General features: G+C 74.9%; 14 protein-coding genes. 8 read left to right on the forward strand and 6 right to left on the reverse strand.

Going from position 1 to position 15,064, the window contains the following annotated elements; genetic code table 11:
- Positions 1 to 25 precede the first annotated feature (25 nt).
- Positions 26 to 421, reverse strand: coding sequence for a TOBE domain-containing protein (locus ACI78U_RS08355; protein WP_456874832.1), 396 nt, complete (start codon positions 419 to 421; stop codon positions 26 to 28).
- A gap of 120 nt (positions 422 to 541) precedes the next feature.
- Here ACI78U_RS08355 and ACI78U_RS08360 point away from each other — a divergent pair, with 120 nt between their 5' ends.
- The 7 genes from ACI78U_RS08360 to ACI78U_RS08390 all read left to right on the forward strand — a co-directional run bounded on the left by ACI78U_RS08360 (position 542) and on the right by ACI78U_RS08390 (position 9,073).
- The gene (locus tag ACI78U_RS08360) at positions 542 to 1,756 is read left to right on the forward strand and encodes a DUF2786 domain-containing protein (RefSeq protein WP_456874833.1); all 1,215 of its coding nucleotides are present in this window, start codon (positions 542 to 544) and stop codon (positions 1,754 to 1,756) included.
- 91 nt (positions 1,757 to 1,847) lie between these two features.
- A complete protein-coding gene (locus ACI78U_RS08365; protein WP_456874834.1) occupies positions 1,848 to 3,560 on the forward strand; it encodes a RecQ family ATP-dependent DNA helicase in 1,713 nt (570 codons plus the stop codon).
- A gap of 113 nt (positions 3,561 to 3,673) precedes the next feature.
- Positions 3,674 to 3,874, forward strand: a complete 201-nt coding sequence (locus tag ACI78U_RS08370) for a hypothetical protein (RefSeq protein ID WP_456874835.1) — start codon at positions 3,674 to 3,676, stop codon at positions 3,872 to 3,874.
- A 4-nt stretch (positions 3,875 to 3,878) separates the two neighbouring features.
- A complete protein-coding gene (locus tag ACI78U_RS08375) occupies positions 3,879 to 5,270 on the forward strand; it encodes an amidase (RefSeq protein WP_456874836.1) in 1,392 nt (463 codons plus the stop codon).
- Between the two features lie 144 nt (positions 5,271 to 5,414).
- Positions 5,415 to 7,061 (forward strand): carbamoyltransferase family protein, encoded by a 1,647-nt coding sequence (locus ACI78U_RS08380; RefSeq protein WP_456874837.1) that lies wholly within the window; start codon positions 5,415 to 5,417, stop codon positions 7,059 to 7,061.
- A 209-nt stretch (positions 7,062 to 7,270) separates the two neighbouring features.
- Positions 7,271 to 7,711: a DUF4383 domain-containing protein gene (locus tag ACI78U_RS08385; protein WP_456874838.1), complete on the forward strand. Its 441-nt coding sequence runs from the start codon at positions 7,271 to 7,273 to the stop codon at positions 7,709 to 7,711.
- 150 nt (positions 7,712 to 7,861) lie between these two features.
- Complete coding sequence (locus ACI78U_RS08390; protein WP_456874839.1) at positions 7,862 to 9,073, forward strand: acyl-CoA dehydrogenase family protein; 1,212 nt, start codon at positions 7,862 to 7,864, stop codon at positions 9,071 to 9,073.
- Between the two features lie 76 nt (positions 9,074 to 9,149).
- On the opposite strand, the gene ACI78U_RS08395 is transcribed toward ACI78U_RS08390, so the two are convergent.
- The 3 genes from ACI78U_RS08395 to ACI78U_RS08405 all read right to left on the reverse strand — a co-directional run bounded on the left by ACI78U_RS08395 (position 9,150) and on the right by ACI78U_RS08405 (position 11,317).
- Positions 9,150 to 9,350 carry a hypothetical protein gene (locus tag ACI78U_RS08395; protein ID WP_456874840.1) on the reverse strand — a complete coding sequence of 67 codons (201 nt, stop codon included), beginning with the start codon at positions 9,348 to 9,350 and terminating at the stop codon, positions 9,150 to 9,152.
- Positions 9,351 to 9,432: 82 nt separating this feature from the next.
- A complete protein-coding gene (locus ACI78U_RS08400; RefSeq protein WP_456874841.1) occupies positions 9,433 to 9,645 on the reverse strand; it encodes a hypothetical protein in 213 nt (70 codons plus the stop codon).
- 76 nt (positions 9,646 to 9,721) lie between these two features.
- Complete coding sequence (locus ACI78U_RS08405; protein ID WP_456874842.1) at positions 9,722 to 11,317, reverse strand: LCP family glycopolymer transferase; 1,596 nt, start codon at positions 11,315 to 11,317, stop codon at positions 9,722 to 9,724.
- A 283-nt stretch (positions 11,318 to 11,600) separates the two neighbouring features.
- Here ACI78U_RS08405 and ACI78U_RS08410 point away from each other — a divergent pair, with 283 nt between their 5' ends.
- Positions 11,601 to 12,404, forward strand: a complete 804-nt coding sequence (locus tag ACI78U_RS08410; protein ID WP_456874843.1) for an exodeoxyribonuclease III — start codon at positions 11,601 to 11,603, stop codon at positions 12,402 to 12,404.
- Here ACI78U_RS08410 and ACI78U_RS08415 read toward each other — a convergent pair.
- On the reverse strand, positions 12,401 to 14,650 hold the full coding sequence (locus ACI78U_RS08415; RefSeq protein WP_456874844.1) for a putative bifunctional diguanylate cyclase/phosphodiesterase: 2,250 nt from the start codon (positions 14,648 to 14,650) through the stop codon (positions 12,401 to 12,403). The two genes, ACI78U_RS08410 and ACI78U_RS08415, sit on opposite strands and share 4 nt — an antisense overlap.
- Before the next feature lie 141 nt (positions 14,651 to 14,791).
- The gene (locus ACI78U_RS08420; protein ID WP_456874845.1) at positions 14,792 to 15,064 is read right to left on the reverse strand and encodes a UBP-type zinc finger domain-containing protein; all 273 of its coding nucleotides are present in this window, start codon (positions 15,062 to 15,064) and stop codon (positions 14,792 to 14,794) included.

The following is a 15,064-nucleotide window of genomic DNA, read 5'->3' on the forward strand; positions in this document are numbered from 1 at the left end:
AGCGGGCCGAGCCACGCGATGCTGCTCACGGCACGTCGACGCTCACCTGGGTCGCCTTGACGGTGGCCACGGCGCGCACGCCGACGTCGAGACCGAGCTCGTCGGCCGCCTCGCGGGACATCAGCGAGACCAGCCGGAAGGGCCCGGCCTGGATCTCCACCTGTGCCATGACGGTGTCGCGGACGACGCGGGTGACGATGCCGGCCAGCCGGTTGCGGGCCGAGGAGCCGCGGGTGGTGCCGGGCTCGGGCGCGTCGTGCAGCTCGGCGGCCAGGCGGGCGAGGTCGGCGCCGTCGACGTGCGCGGGGCCGCCGCCCACCCGGGACGCGGGGAGCCGCCCACTGTCGATCCACCGGCGGACCGTGTCGTCGCTGACGCCCAGCAGCGCCGCGGCCTCGGCGATCCGGTAGCTCGCGCTCACGCCGGGCGACCCTAGTCGCCGGTACGACACTCCCCGCGGTGCCGCGGCGGCCTGGGGACCGGCACCCGCCGTCCACAGGCGGTCCCGCGCCGCGACGGGCCCCGGCGCGACCATCGGGTGGTGTTCGACGACGCCTGGCTCACCGACCTCCTCCGCTTCCGCGGCGGCCTGCTGACCGACGCCGGTGTGGCGTCGGAGCTCGCGGCCACCCTGGCTGTGCACCGGCCGGGGGTCGACGTCACCGGCACTGCCACGCGCGAGCTGCTCGCCGCCCTGGCCGACACGTGGGAGCGCGGCTGGCAGCCGGCCGACGTCGTGCACCTGGCGCGGAAGGAGGCGACCGCCGCCTCGGTGCCGCTGGCCGTCGCGCTCATCGGCGAGCACGCGCGGCGCACCGGTGCAGCCGCCCGGGCACCGGATGCCTGGCTCGGGCAGCTGCGCGAACTCGGGGTGCCTGCTGACGGCGATCCGGGGGTCGTGGGCGCCTGGCACCGCCGGGAGGGCAGACCGCCCGCGGACGCGTGGCGGATCGTGCTGCGCCTGGCCGGGCTGTTGCGGACCACCGCGCGCCTCGAGGTGCTCGTCCCCCCGCCGTCGCGGTGGGGTCCGGGCGTCCGGCGCAGGGTCGCCCCCGGCACCGGGGACGCGCGGGCGCTGCGGCGCATCCGGGCGCTGCTCGACAAGGCGGAGTCCACGGAGTTCCCCGAGGAGGCCGAGGCGCTGACCGCCAAGGCACAGGAGCTGATGACCCGCCACGCCGTCGACGCGGCCCTGCTCGACGCCGGCGGCGGGACGGCGGCGGCCGCGGCGGTGGCGACCCGCCGGGTGCACGTCGACGACCCGTACGTGCAGGCCAAGACCCAGCTGCTCGGGGCGGTCGCCGACGCCAACGGGGTGCGGCTGGTCTGGTACCGGGGCCTGGGCATCGCGACGCTGGTCGGCGTGGCCGCCGACCTCGACGCCGTCGAGCTGCTGTTCACCTCGCTGCTGCTGCAGGTCGGACAGGCGCTGGCGGCGGCCGAACGGGCGGCGGGGCGGCGGTCGGCCTCCCGCGCCTTCCGGCGGGCGTTCCTGCTCGGCTACGCGGGCCGCATCGGCGAGCGGCTGACCGGTGCTCGGGAACGGGCCACCCGGGCGGCCGCGGCGGAGCAGGGGGTCGACCTGCGGCCGGTGCTGCGCTCGCGGCAGGCGGCCGTCGACGACGCGTTCACCGAGTTGTTCCCCCGCGTGCGCAGCAGCCGCAGCCGCTCGTCGGTCGACGGCGCGGGCTGGTGGGCCGGCCGGGCGGCCGCGGACTCCGCCGACGTCGGGACCCGCCGTGCGCACCTCCGGTGAGCGCCCGGCCGCACCTCCCGACGCCTCCCCGCGGCGCCCCGGGCCACCTGCCGTCCGTTTGCCGATCTCCGGCCCCGGGCAGCGGCGGGCGGTGTCCCGCACCCCTCGCGAGAACCCCGCCGGAGGCTCGGCGTCGGTCCGCACCCGCCGGTTGCGGGAGACGGCCCGCGACGTCCTCGGCTTCGACGACTTCCGCCCCGGCCAGGAGCGCGCCATGCAGGCGGTCCTGTCGGGCCGGGACACGCTCGCGGTGCTGCCCTCGGGCGCCGGCAAGAGCGCCGTCTACCAGGTGGCCGGCCAGCTGCTCGACGGTCCGGTGGTTGTCGTCTCGCCGCTGATCGCCCTCCAGCGCGACCAGGTGGAGCGGCTCTCCGAGCTCGGCGAGGACGCCGGCCGGGCCGCCCAGCTCAACTCCAGCCTGTCGGCCGGCGACCAGCACGCGGCCGTACAGGGCGTGGAGGACGGAACGGTCCGCTACCTGTTCCTCGCGCCCGAGCAGCTGGCCAAGCCCGAGGTGGTGGCCGCCCTCCGCGACGCCCGGCCCGCCCTGTTCGTCGTCGACGAGGCGCACTGCGTCTCCGCCTGGGGTCACGACTTCCGCCCCGACTACCTGCGGCTGGGTCAGGTGGTCGAGCAGCTGGACCACCCGATCGTCCTCGCCCTGACGGCGACGGCCGCTCCCCCGGTGCGGGCCGAGATCGTCGAGCGGCTGGCGATGCGCGACCCCGAGGTCGTCGTCGCCGGGTTCGACCGGCCCGAGATCCGCCTCGAGGTCGACCACCACGCCGACGCGCACGCCAAGCGCGCCGCCGTCATCGACCGCGCCGCCGGCGAGGTCGAGGCCGGCCGCGGCCCCGGCATCGTCTACAGCGCCACCCGCAAGGGCACCACCGACCTCGCCGACGCCCTCACCGAGCGCGGCCTGCGCGCCCGGCCCTACCACGCGGGCCTGAGGAAGAGCGAGCGCGAGGACACCCAGCGCGCGTGGATGGACGACGAGCTCGACGTGGTCGTCGCCACCACGGCCTTCGGCATGGGCATCGACAAGCCGGGCACGCGGTTCGTGGTGCATGCCGAGCCCGCCGACTCGGTGGACAGCTACTACCAGGAGATCGGCCGCGCGGGCCGGGACGGGCAGCCGGCCCTCGCCGTCCTGGTGTACCGGCAGGAGGACCTCGGGCTGCGGCGGTTCTTCGCCGCGGGCGCGCCGGCTGAGGAGGAGCTGCAGCAGGTGGCCGGGCTGGTCGCCGCCGCACCGGCGGCCGGCATCGACGACGGCGTCGACGTCCGGCAGCTGCGCGACGAGACCGGCCGCGGGGCCACCCCGCTGGCCCGCGACCTCAACCTGCTCGAGCAGGTGTCGGCCGTCGTCCTCGACGAGGAGGGCGCGGCCCACCCCGCGCAGGGGGCGCCCGCCCCCGGTGACGCCGCCGCGGCCGCCCGCGAGCTCGCCGAACACCACGAGCGGGTCGACCAGAGCCGGGTGGAGATGATGCGCGGCTACGCCGAGACCACCGAGTGCCGCCGCCAGTACCTGCTCGGTTACTTCGGCGAGCAGCTCGAGGAGCCGTGCGGCAACTGCGACACCTGCTCGGCCGGCACCGCGCACGAGCAGCCCTCCGCCGACGACGCGGACACCCCCTTCGCCCCCGAGACCTCGGTGGAGCACACCGAGTGGGGTCCCGGCGTGGTGATGCGGGTGGAGGACGACCGGGTCGTGGTGCTGTTCGAGGAGGTCGGTTACAAGACCCTGGCGCTGGGGGCGATCGAGGCGAACGACCTGCTGCGGGTCCGTGGCGCCTGAGCCGGCACCACCGGACCCCGAGGCGCGGACCCGCCCGGCGACACCTGCCCGGGACCACGGGGACCCGGGCATGCTGTGGGCCACGGCACACTCCCGACTGGAAGAGGTGGCCCATGGCCTCGGCACCACGGTCGCCGCTGGGCGACGAGGTCCTCGATCAGCTGCTCGCCCACGCCCGCCTGGATCTCACCGACGAGCGGCGGGCGGCGGCCGGTCCGGCCGTGACGATGGTCCTGGGGTTGTACGACAGCCTCGACGAGGTCGCGGTCGGCGAGATGCCGCCGGCCGCCGCGTTCGACGCGCGCTGGGAGTGAGGACGTGCAGCCCCACGAGCTCAGCCTCGCCGAGGCCGCCCGGCACATCGAGCAGCGCACCCTGTCCCCGGTCGAGCTCGTGCAGTCCGCGCTCGACCGGATCGACCGGGTGGAGAGCAGGCTGAACGCCTTCGTCGTCGTGACCGCCGAGCAGGCCCTGGAGGCGGCCCGGAAGGCGGAGCAGGAGATCGGCGACGGCGGGTACCGCGGCCCCCTGCACGGCATACCGGTGGGGATCAAGGACCTCTACGACGCCGTGGGTCTCCCGACGACGTCGAGCTCCGCGGTCCGCTCCGACCACCACCCGCAGGAGGACTCGGCCTGCGTGGCTCGGCTGCGCAACGCCGGCGCGGTCGTGGTGGGGAAGACGCACACCCACGAGTTCGCCTACGGCGTCCTCACCCCGACGACCCGGAACCCCTGGGACACCGGCTGCGTGCCGGGCGGATCGAGCGGGGGGTCCGGCGCCGCGGTGGCTGCCGGGGAGTGCCTGCTGGGGATGGGCACCGACACCGGTGGCTCGATCCGCATCCCAGCGTCCGTGTGCGGCACCGTCGGCCTGAAGCCGACCTACGGCCGGGTCTCCCGTTTCGGCATCACGTCGCTGTGCTGGTCGCTGGACCATGCCGGGCCGCTCACGAGGACCGTGCGCGACGCCGCCCTGGCCCTGCAGGCCGTCGCCGGGTTCGATGCCCGAGACCCGGCGACGGTCCAGGAACCGGTGCCCGACTACACCCGTGACCTGGAGGCCGGGGTCCGCGGGCTGACGCTCGGCGTGCCGACCAACTACTTCTTCGACGACATCGACCCCGAGGTGGAGACAGCCGTCCGGGCGGCGATCGCCGTCCTCGAGGCCAAGGGAGCGCACCTGCGGGAGGTGCAGATCCCCTACGCCGAGCAGATGATGGCCATCGAGTTCGGCATTGTCATCCCCGAGGCCAGCGCCTACCACCAGGAGATGCTGCGGGAGTCCGGCGAGCGGTACACCGATGACGTGCGCGTGCTCCTCGAGGCCGGCGAGATGGTCCTCGCCACGCAGTACATCAAGGCCCTGCGCGTCCGCACGCTGGTGCAGCAGGCGTTCCGCCGTGCCTTCGAGGGCCTCGACGCGCTGGTGTGCCCGACCCTGCCGACCGCCGCGGCCGAGGTGGGGCAGGAGACGTTCACCTTCCCGAGCGGCGCACGGAAGTCGGTGATCGACGCCTGGGTCGGTCACTCGGCCCCGGGCAACGTGACCGGTCTGCCGGCGCTGTCCGTGCCCTGCGGCTTCACCTCGGCGGGGCTCCCGATCGGGCTGCAGATCATGGGCCGGCCCTTCGACGAGGTGGGGGTGCTCCGCGTGGGACACGCCTACGAGTCGGCGACGGACTGGACCGGCCGGCGCCCGGCCCTGTAGCCGCGGGGCGGCCGCGCGCCCGTGCCGGCCACCGGTGCCCGACCGGCTGGGCACCTCATCGGGTGCTCACCCTGCGGAGCGGCCGGGGCGCCGCGATGATCAGCCGAGGACCGGGCGCCGCGCCCGGGCGAGAGGAGTGCGCACGTGAAGGTCCTCGGCATCAACGCCATCTACCACGACCCCGCGGCGGCGCTCGTCGTCGACGGGAGGGTCGTGGCCGCGGCCGAGGAGGAGCGCTTCAGCCGGCGCAAGCACGGCAAGCGCCCCCTGCCCTGGAGCGCCTGGGAGCTGCCCGAGCTGTCGGCGGCCTGGTGCCTGGCCGAGGCCGGCATCCGCCCCGAGGAGCTCGACGCCGTCGCCTACTCGTTCGACCCCGCCCTCATGGGCACGCCCGAGGACTCGGGTCTCTTCGACGACGGCGACACCATGCGCAAGCGGTACGCCGAGATGGCGCCGGACTTCCTCGCGCACGCCCTGCCCGGCCTCGACCCGGCGAAGGTGCGCTTCGTCAAGCACCACGTCGCGCACGCGGCCTCCGCCGGCAAGGCGGCTCCGCAGCGGGACAACGCCGTCCTCGTGCTCGACGGCCGCGGCGAGGCGCACAGCCACCTCGCCGGCCGCTACGTCGACGGGCAGCTGGAGGTCCTCGCCGGCCAGGCGCTGCCGCACTCCCTCGGGTTGATGTACGAGGAGCTCACCGACCACCTGGGCTTCCTGCGCAGCTCCGACGAGTTCAAGGTCATGGCGATGGCCTCCTACGGCAAGCCGCGGTTCCTCGGCGAGCTGTCGGAGCTCATCCGGCCCACCGGCGACGGCGGCTTCGTCACCGAGCGGATCGACTTCGCCGAGTTCGCCCCGCGCCTGGGCAAGGGCGACCAGTGGACGGAGGACCACGCCGACCTCGCCGCCAGCGTCCAGACCCGGCTGGAGGAGGTCCTGGTCGACCTCGCCCGCTGGGTGCACGACCAGACCGGCGAGAAGACGCTCACCATGGCCGGCGGTGTCGCGCTCAACTGCGTGGCCAACACCCGCATCCTGGCCGAGACGCCCTTCGAGGACGTCTGGGTGCAGCCGGCCGCCGGCGACGCCGGCACCGCACTCGGCAGCGCCCTGCACGTGGCGCACGAGCTCGGCGAGCGCACCGAGCCGATGCCCGGCGCGGCGCTGGGCCGCAGCTGGGGGGACGACGAGATCGAGCGGTGGCTGCAGACGGCGGCCATCGACTACGAGCGGCCCGACGACGTCGCCGAGGCCGTCGCGGAGGTCCTCGCCGACAACGGCATCGTGGCCTGGTTCCAGGGCCGCAGCGAGTACGGCCCGCGCGCGCTCGGCCACCGGTCGCTGCTCGCCCACCCCGGCTTCGAGGCCAACCTCGAGCGGATGAACGACGTCAAGGGCCGCGAACAGTTCCGCCCGGTGGCGCCGATGGTGCTGCTGGAGCGGGCGCCGGAGATCTTCAGCCGCGGCCCGGTCCCCTCGCCCTACATGCTCTTCGTCCACGACGTCGCCGAGGAGTGGCGCGACCGCATCCCCACCGTCACCCACGTCGACGGGACGGCGCGCATCCAGACGATCGACCCCGCGACCGAGCCCCTGGTGCACCGGATGATCGCGGCGTTCGAGCGGCGCACCGGACTGCCGGTCGTGGTCAACACCAGCCTCAACACCGCCGGGCGGCCGATGGTCGACGACCCGCGCGACGCCCTCGAGTGCTTCGGCTCGGCCCCGGTCGACCTGCTGGCCATCGGCCCGTTCGTCGTCCGCCGGCCCCGCCGCACGCCGCGTCCCTGACCGGTCGCCCCTCCTCCGTCCGCGGGACGGGCGAACCGCGGCGGCCGCCCGCTGCGAAGACCGGGTGCACGGGAACCGATCGGTGACGATCCGGTAACGACCCTCCCCCGAACGGGCGGTCGTCGTTGCCGGACCGTCCCCGCCGGGTACCGCCCGACCAGCGCCCGCCAGGACGGCGGAGCGCGACGCACACGGAGGAGACGGACACCATGGCTACCACTGGCAACACCGGCGCGCGGCGGGGGACCACCTGGCCCCAGACGCTCGCCCTCGTCTTCGGGGTGGTCTACCTCCTTGTCGGCATCGTCGGCTTCTTCATCACCGGCTTCGACGCCTTCGCCGACAACACGCAGGACGAGATGCTCCTGATCTTCATGATCAACCCGCTGCACAACATCGTGCACATCGTGATCGGCCTGGCCGGGATCGCCCTGTCGCGGACGCTCGCCGGCGCCCGCACCTACGGCTGGCTGCTCGCGATCGGCTACGGCGCGGCCTTCGTCTACGGCCTGATCGCCATCGGCGAGGACTGGGACTTCCTCAACATCAACGGTGCCGACAACGTGCTGCACATCGCCACGGCCGTCGTCGGCCTGGTGATGGCGCTGGGCCCGGTCAACGACCGGGTCGCGCGACCCACGCGCGCCTGAACGGAGGGCTTCCCGCCCCCACCGCGGGGAGGCCGTTCGAGCACGTCGCCCGGAGCCGGGCACCCGTTTCGTCGGGTGCCCGGCTCCTGTCGTCCGCGGGGCGCGCACCCCGGTGCGACGCCGGTCACCAACCGGGCTACCTTCCGGTGCATGGACTTCGCCCTGTCCGCCCGAGCCGAGGACGTCTGCGGCCGGATGTGGGACTTCATGCGTGAGCAGGTCTTCCCCGCCGAGCCGGTCTACCAGGCGTGGCGCGCCGAGCGCGGCCACGACGACCACGGGCACCCGCCGGTGCTCGAGGACCTCAAGAAGGAGGCCCGCGCCCGCGGGCTCTGGAACCTGTTCCACCACGAGCTCGGGGGCCTGACCAACCTCGAGTACGCGTCGGTCGCCGAGATCATGGGCTGGTCGCCGGTGATCGCCCCCGAGGTGACCAACTGCGGGGCCCCGGACACGGGGAACATGGAGACGCTGATGATGTTCGGGACGCCCGAGCAGAAACAGCGCTGGCTCGAGCCGCTGCTCGAGGGCGAGATCCGGTCGGCGTTCGCCATGACCGAGCCCGACGTCGCCTCCTCCGACGCCCGCAACATCCAGACGTCGATCGTGCGCGACGGCGACGAGTACGTGATCAACGGCCGCAAGTGGTGGACCAGCGGTGCCGCCGACGAGCGCTGCCAGATCTTCATCGTCATGGGCAAGACCGACCCCGAGGGCGCCCCGCACCGGCAGCAGTCGATGATCCTCGTGCCGCGGGACACCCCGGGGCTGGAGATCCTGCGGCACCTGCCGGTCTTCGGCTACCAGGACCAGCACGGGCACTCGGAGCTGCGGCTGACCGACGTCCGCGTGCCGGCCACCAACCTCCTCGCCGGCGAGGGCGACGGCTTCATGATCGCCCAGGCCCGGCTCGGCCCCGGCCGCATCCACCACTGCATGCGGGCGATCGGCATGGCCGAGCGGGCGCTGGCGCTCATGGTCGACCGCGCGCAGAAGCGGATCGCCTTCGGCCGGCCACTGGCCGAGCAGGCCACCGTCCGCGAGACGATCGCCCGCTCCCGCATGGAGATCGACCAGGCCCGGCTCATGGTGCTGCGCACCGCCGACCTGATCGACAAGTACGGCGCGAAGGGCGCCCGGACCGAGATCGCCGCGATCAAGGTCATCGCGCCGAACGTGGCCTGCGACGTGATCGACCGGGCCATCCAGGTGCACGGCGGCGCCGGCGTCAGCGACGACACCCCGCTGGCCCGCTTCTACGCCTCGGCCCGCACGCTGCGGATCGCCGACGGCCCTGACGCGGTGCACCTGCGCTCGGTGGCCAAGGAGGAGCTCGCCCGCGAGCGCCCCTACGTCGGCTGACGGAAGGACCTCACCACACGAGAACGGGGCCGGCACCGGGTGGTGCCGGCCCCGCCGCACGTCCGGGGTCGGACGGTCAGGGGCTCAGTGTCGAGCCGAAGCCCCCGCCGGCCAGCTTGGCCATCAGCTGCGTGCGGTCGAGCCCCACGCCGGCCAGCGCGTCGCCGTCCCGGTCGGTGTCGATCTCGTCGGGCAGCTGCGCCTCGACCGCGTCGGCCGTGCTGTTGTCACCCTCGGTGCGCAGCACCCGCACCAGTTCCTGCTTGTCCAGCTTCACGCGCTTCCTCCGTCCTGGGGACCGCTCCTCCTCCCGGAGTGTGGTGCGGGTCACCCAGGGGCGGCAACCGGACGGCGGGCGCTCAGCGCGGGCGCGACCGCCCGAACAGGAAGGCGCTCAGGCCCAGCAGGAGCACGCCCACGGACAGCTGGGCGGCCCCCACGCCGCCGCGCTCGGCGACGAACCACGTCGACGCCGACACCAGCAGGACGGTCCCGATGCCGAGGACCAGCAGCGCCGCCACCCGGCTGCGCCGCGCCTTGCCGTCGTCCCGTGGTGTCCGGACCCCTGCCATGTCGCCTCCGCTCCGGCCGGGCGCCGCGCGCCGGCCTCACGTCGAGCCAACCAGACGGCGCGGACGGGTGCGGGCGCTAGCCCCGGCGCGTCGGCGGCTCGCCCGCGTCCAGCGCGGCCTGGGCCTGGGCGGGGTCGAAGGCACAGGCGTCGGTGACGTCGGGGGCCGGCGCGGCGCCCTCCACGGGAGCCGGCGGCGACCCGTCGGGCACCTCCCCCGCCGCACTGGTGCCCGGCGCGGGCGCCGGTGCGGGCGTGGTCGGCGCGGTGCCGGCGATGGTGTCCTGCACGATCTGCCGCATCCGGTCGTAGTCCGGGTAGGCCGGGTCGATCAGGCTGGTGTCGAAGACGACGCTGCGCACCTCGGCGTCCTTGACGAGGAAGCCCAGGTCGACGAAGTCGTCGAGCGCCGAGCGGGGGATGTCGGTGCTGACGATGTCCTGCGTCGTCGCCGCCAGCTCCTGGTACTGCTCGAGCAGGGTGATCGGGTCGGCGGCGTCGATGATCGCGTCGATGGTGCAGCGCTGCCGGTCCATCCGGTCGTAGTCGCTGAGCCCGAACCGGCCGCGGGCGAAGTGCAGCGCCGTCTCGCCGTCCATGAGCTGGTTCGGTCCGGGGGCGATGTAGTCGTCTGGGAGGATGCCCAGGGTCGGCTCGCCGTTGATCGGCACGTAGTAGTTGACGTTGACCGTGATGCCGCCCAGGGCGTCGATCAGCCGGCTGAACCCGTCGAGGTTGACGAGCACGAAGTAGTCGATGGGCAGGCCGAGGGCCTCGCCGACGCCGAGTTTCAGGAAGTCGGCACCGGGGTCGTCCGTGGGGCCGAGGATCTCGGGGTGGGCGAGCGGCCCGCTGCGGTACACGGCGTTGAGCAGGCCGTCGGACTCGTTGACGCCCTCGAACCCGTCGGGGTAGGCCTCGGCCAGGGCGCTGCCGGGTGGGAAGGGCAGGTCCTGGAGGTTGCGCGGCAGGCTGAGCAGCGTCGTCTCACCGGTCTCGGTCTCGATGCTGGCGACGATCACCGTGTCGGTGCGCACGCCCTCGCGGCCCTCACCGCCGTCACCGCCGAGCAGCAGCACGTTGACGCGTTCCTTGTCCCCGAACGGGTCGGGGGTGTCGACGACGGTGGCCGACCGCCGGTCGTCGGCGAAGACCCCCTCGAGCAGCCCGTGCTGGGCGACGGCCACGGTGCCGACGCGGTAGGCCGGATAGGCCACGACCGCCACCAGCGCGGCGACGAGCAGCGCGCCGAGTGCGTGCCGGGGCCGGCTGCTGCGGCGCGGCAGCAGCGCCCGGTAGCCGGTCACGATCACCGCGATCCAGGCGAGCGCCAGCACGGAGATGCCGCCGACCAGCCAGGCCAGCTGGTCGGTGTCGACGGCCAGCCGCACCGCGGTGCGCCGGCCCGCCGTCGCCAGCCAGACGCCGCCGGCCACCAGCAGCGCGAACACGACCAGCACGGCGGCACCGAGCCGCCGCCGTCCGGTGGCGAGGAAGGCGGTACCGGGGAGCGCGGCGTTGAGCGCCGTGAGGCCGAGGACGGAGGCCAGGGACCGTGACCGCGGCCGCTCGCGCCGGTCGCTCCCCTGCGCCGGCCGGGCGGTGCTCCCGGGCACCGGCGGCAGGGACGGCGCGTCCCCGATCGGGCGGGTGAGGTCGGAGTCGTCGTTCACGGGCGCACCCGGGACAGGCCGGGCCCGCTCCTGTCGGCTCCACTCGTCCGGGTCGAGGTCATCCGCCCATGATCCCACTCGCGCCTGCTGCTCACCGGCGTTCCGTACCCCGGGGGAGCCGGCGCCACCCCGCCGGCCGTGAGGGGCGTCTCCGCGGGCCAGGTGGCGTGTACCGACGGTGACCAGCGGGTGGCCCTCCTGCAGGGTCCCGCTGCGAGCCTGCGAGCCTGCGAGCCTGCGAGGGGCGGGGGGCAGGGGGGTCCTGTGTCTAGGCTCGGGGGCCGTGCGCCTCGCCACCTGGAACGTGAACTCCATCCGCACGCGCCTGGACCGGGTGGCCGCCTGGCTGCAGCGCCGCGACGTCGACGTCCTGGCGCTGCAGGAGACCAAGTGCCGCGACGACCAGTTCCCGGAGGAGCGCTTCCGCGAGCTCGGCTACGAGGTGGCGCACGTCGGGTACTCGCAGTGGAACGGCGTCGCGGTGCTCTCGCGGGTCGGGCTGACCGACGTCGAGGTCGGCTTCCCCGGGATGCCGACGTGGGTGGCCAAGGAGGGCGCCGAGCCGGCCGCCGAGGCCCGCGCGCTGGGCGCGACGTGCGGCGGCGTGCGGGTGTGGAGCCTCTACGTGCCCAACGGTCGCCAGCTCGGCGACCCGCACTACGACTACAAGCTCGAGTGGCTCGCCGCGCTGCGCACCGCGGCCGGCGGCTGGCTGGCCGCCGACCCCGCCGCCCAGGTGGCCCTGGTCGGCGACTGGAACATCGCGCCCCAGGACGACGACGTGTGGGACATGACGGTCTTCGCCACCTCCACCCACGTCTCCGAGCCCGAGCGGGCCGCGTTCCGCGCCGTCGTGGACGCCGGGTACGCCGACGTCGTCCGGCCGCTGGCGCCCGGCCCGGGGGTCTTCACCTACTGGGACTACACGGCGCTGCGCTTCCCGCGCCGCGAGGGCATGCGGATCGACTTCGTGCTCGGCACGCCGACGCTGGCCGGCCGGGTGACGAACGCGCTCATCGACCGCGAGGAGCGCAAGGGCAAGGGCGCCAGCGACCACGCCCCCGTCGTCGTCGAGCTCGCCGACTAGCCGACCGCGACCGGCGTCCGGGACCGCAGCCAGGCGGTGAGGTCGGCCGCGGTCATCGGGCGGCCGTGCAGGAAGCCCTGCACGCTGGTCGCCCCGACGGCGCCGGCGAAGTGCTCCTGCTCGGCGGTCTCCACGCCCTCGGCGACGGTGTCCAGGCCGAGCCGCTGGGCCATCTCCACGATGGCGTAGACGACGGCCTCGTCGGCCACCGAGGTGGCGGCGCCGGTGACGAAGGACTTGTCGATCTTGACGACGTCGACCGGCAGCTCGCGCAGCGCGGTCAGCGCCGCGTACCCCGTGCCGAAGTCGTCGATCGCGATCCGGACGCCGAGCGCGTCGAGCTCCTGCAGGGTGGCGCGGACCGCCGGTGTGTTGAGCGCGGAGGACTCGGTGACCTCGACGACCAGCCGGTCGGGCGCCAGGCCGTGCGCGGCGAGGTCGCGGGTGACGTCGCCGACCAGGCCCGGCGCGGACAGCTGGGCGGCCGAGGCGTTGACGTGCACGGCGACGGGGGAGCCGCCGTCGTGCCAGTCGGCCACGTCCGCGCAGGCCCGGGCAAGCACCTGCGCGCCGACGGGGACGATCAGCCCCCGGGCCTCGGCGACGGCGAGGAAGGCGGCGGGCGGGAGCAGCCCGCGCGTCGGGTGCCGCCAGCGGACCAGGGCCTCCACGGCGGTGCAGCGGCCGTCGGCGGTGGCCACGATCGGCTGGTAGCGGACCTCGAGCTGGTCCTCGGCCAGCGCGGTGCGCAGTTCCGCGGCGAGCGCGGCCTCGTCGTCGGCGGCCAGCAGCTCGGGGGTGAACAGGTGCACCCGGCCCTTGCCGGCCCGCTTGGCGGCGTGCATCGCCAGGTCGGCGTGCTGCACCACCTGCTCGGCGGTCAGGCCGGAGCGCGCACACGCGATGCCGACGCTCGCCCCCACCTGCGCCGGCCGCCCGTCGAGCCGCACGGGGACGCCGGAGAGCTCGACCAGGCGCCCGGCGACGTCGACGGCGGTCTCCTCGCTCGCCCCGGGCAGCAGCACGGCGAACTCGTCGCCGCCCAGGCGGGCGAACAGGTCGCCGTCGCGGATCGACGTGGACAGCCGGCCGGCCACCGCGCGCAGCAGCCGGTCGCCGGTGCCGTGCCCGCGGTTGTCGTTGACGGTCTTGAAGTCGTCGAGGTCGACGAACAGCATCCACGCCGGCGCCCCGTGCGGGTCCAGGCCGGCCACCGCCTCGGTCAGCGCGGCGGTGAACGCCGCGCGGTTGGGCAGGCCGGTCAGCGGGTCGGTCCGGGCCTGCACGGCGAGCTCCTGCTGCCGGGTCACGCTGCTGATGGCCAGCGCCATCTGGTCGCGCAGCCGGGCCGCGGTGGCGACCACGTCGTCGGGGACCCCGCCGGGGGCACCCAGGTAGAAGCGGCCCGGCAGGCCGCGGTGCGGGAAGACCCACCACCCGGCGGCGCTACCGGCCACGGCGTCCAGGACGGCGCCGTCCTCGACCGGTGCCCCGCCCAGCGGCGCCGCGCCGGGCACGGTGAGGACCTCCGGCACCGACGCGAACTCGCCGACCGAGCCGACGACCTCGTCGCCCGCGCCGACGGCCACGGCCCGGCCGCCGGGCACCAGGCCGCACAGGTCACCGAGCGCCCGCCAGCCCACCGCGACGACGCGGTCGAGGTCGTCGGCGGCCAGCAGGTCGGCGGCGAGCTCGGCGAGCAGGGTGCCGCACCGGTGGGCCCGGTCGCGCTCGACGACGCCCACGGCCAGGTGGCGGGCCACGACGCTGGTGAGCAGCACGCCGGGGAGGGCGGCGGCGAGCATCGCGGCCGGGAGCGCGTGGGCGTGCCAGGGGACGCGGTCCCACAGCAGCACCGCGCCGGCCACGGCCGCCGACATCCCGATCCCGTAGCAGGCGACGTGCAGCGTGCGCCCGAAGAGGGCCCGGAACCACACCAGGGCCAGGACCACGCCGACGCCGGTCACCGGGTTGGCACAGGCGAGCAGGAAGCCGGCCGCGCTGACGCACTCGAGCCAGCACAGCCGGGTGACCTCGTCCGCGTGCCGGTAGCGGTGCACCCAGGCCAGCACCATGACGACCGCGGACGCCACCAGCAGGGCGGTGGCCGGAGCGGACGAGCCGGGCAGCGAGGTGGCGACCGCGATCGCCAGCGACGTCAGCGCGAGCAGCAGGAACAGCGCCCGCGTCCGGCGGACGAGACTGGGCCCACCGCGGCCCAGCGCGTCGTGCAGCAGAGCCGTCACACGAGCCTCCGGGGGTGTCGTGGCCCGCGTCGGGAGCTGCGGTGCCGTCGGCATCCTTCGTCGGCTCGGCGTCCGGGGCGGCTGGAGAGCCCGGCGGCCGGGTCTCACCCCTTGGAGGACGGGCGCGCGCCCCGCCCGTCCTCAGGCGCGCGGCTGGAGCATCACCTGGTCGGGATAGCACCACCACCACGACTCACCGGGCTCGAACGACCGCACCAGCGGGTGACCCGAGCTGTGCGAGTGCGCGGTCGCGTGCCGGCGCGGTGAGCTGTCGCAGCAGGCCACGTGGCCGCAGGTCAGGCACTCCCGCAGGTGGACCCACGACGAGCCCTCACGGAGGCAGTCCCCGCAGCCCTCCTCGGTGTCGGGGACGACGGCGGGGTCGACCTGGTCGAGGTGGGTGCAGTCGGCCAT

This window comes from Geodermatophilus sp. SYSU D00710 (genome assembly GCF_054050195.1).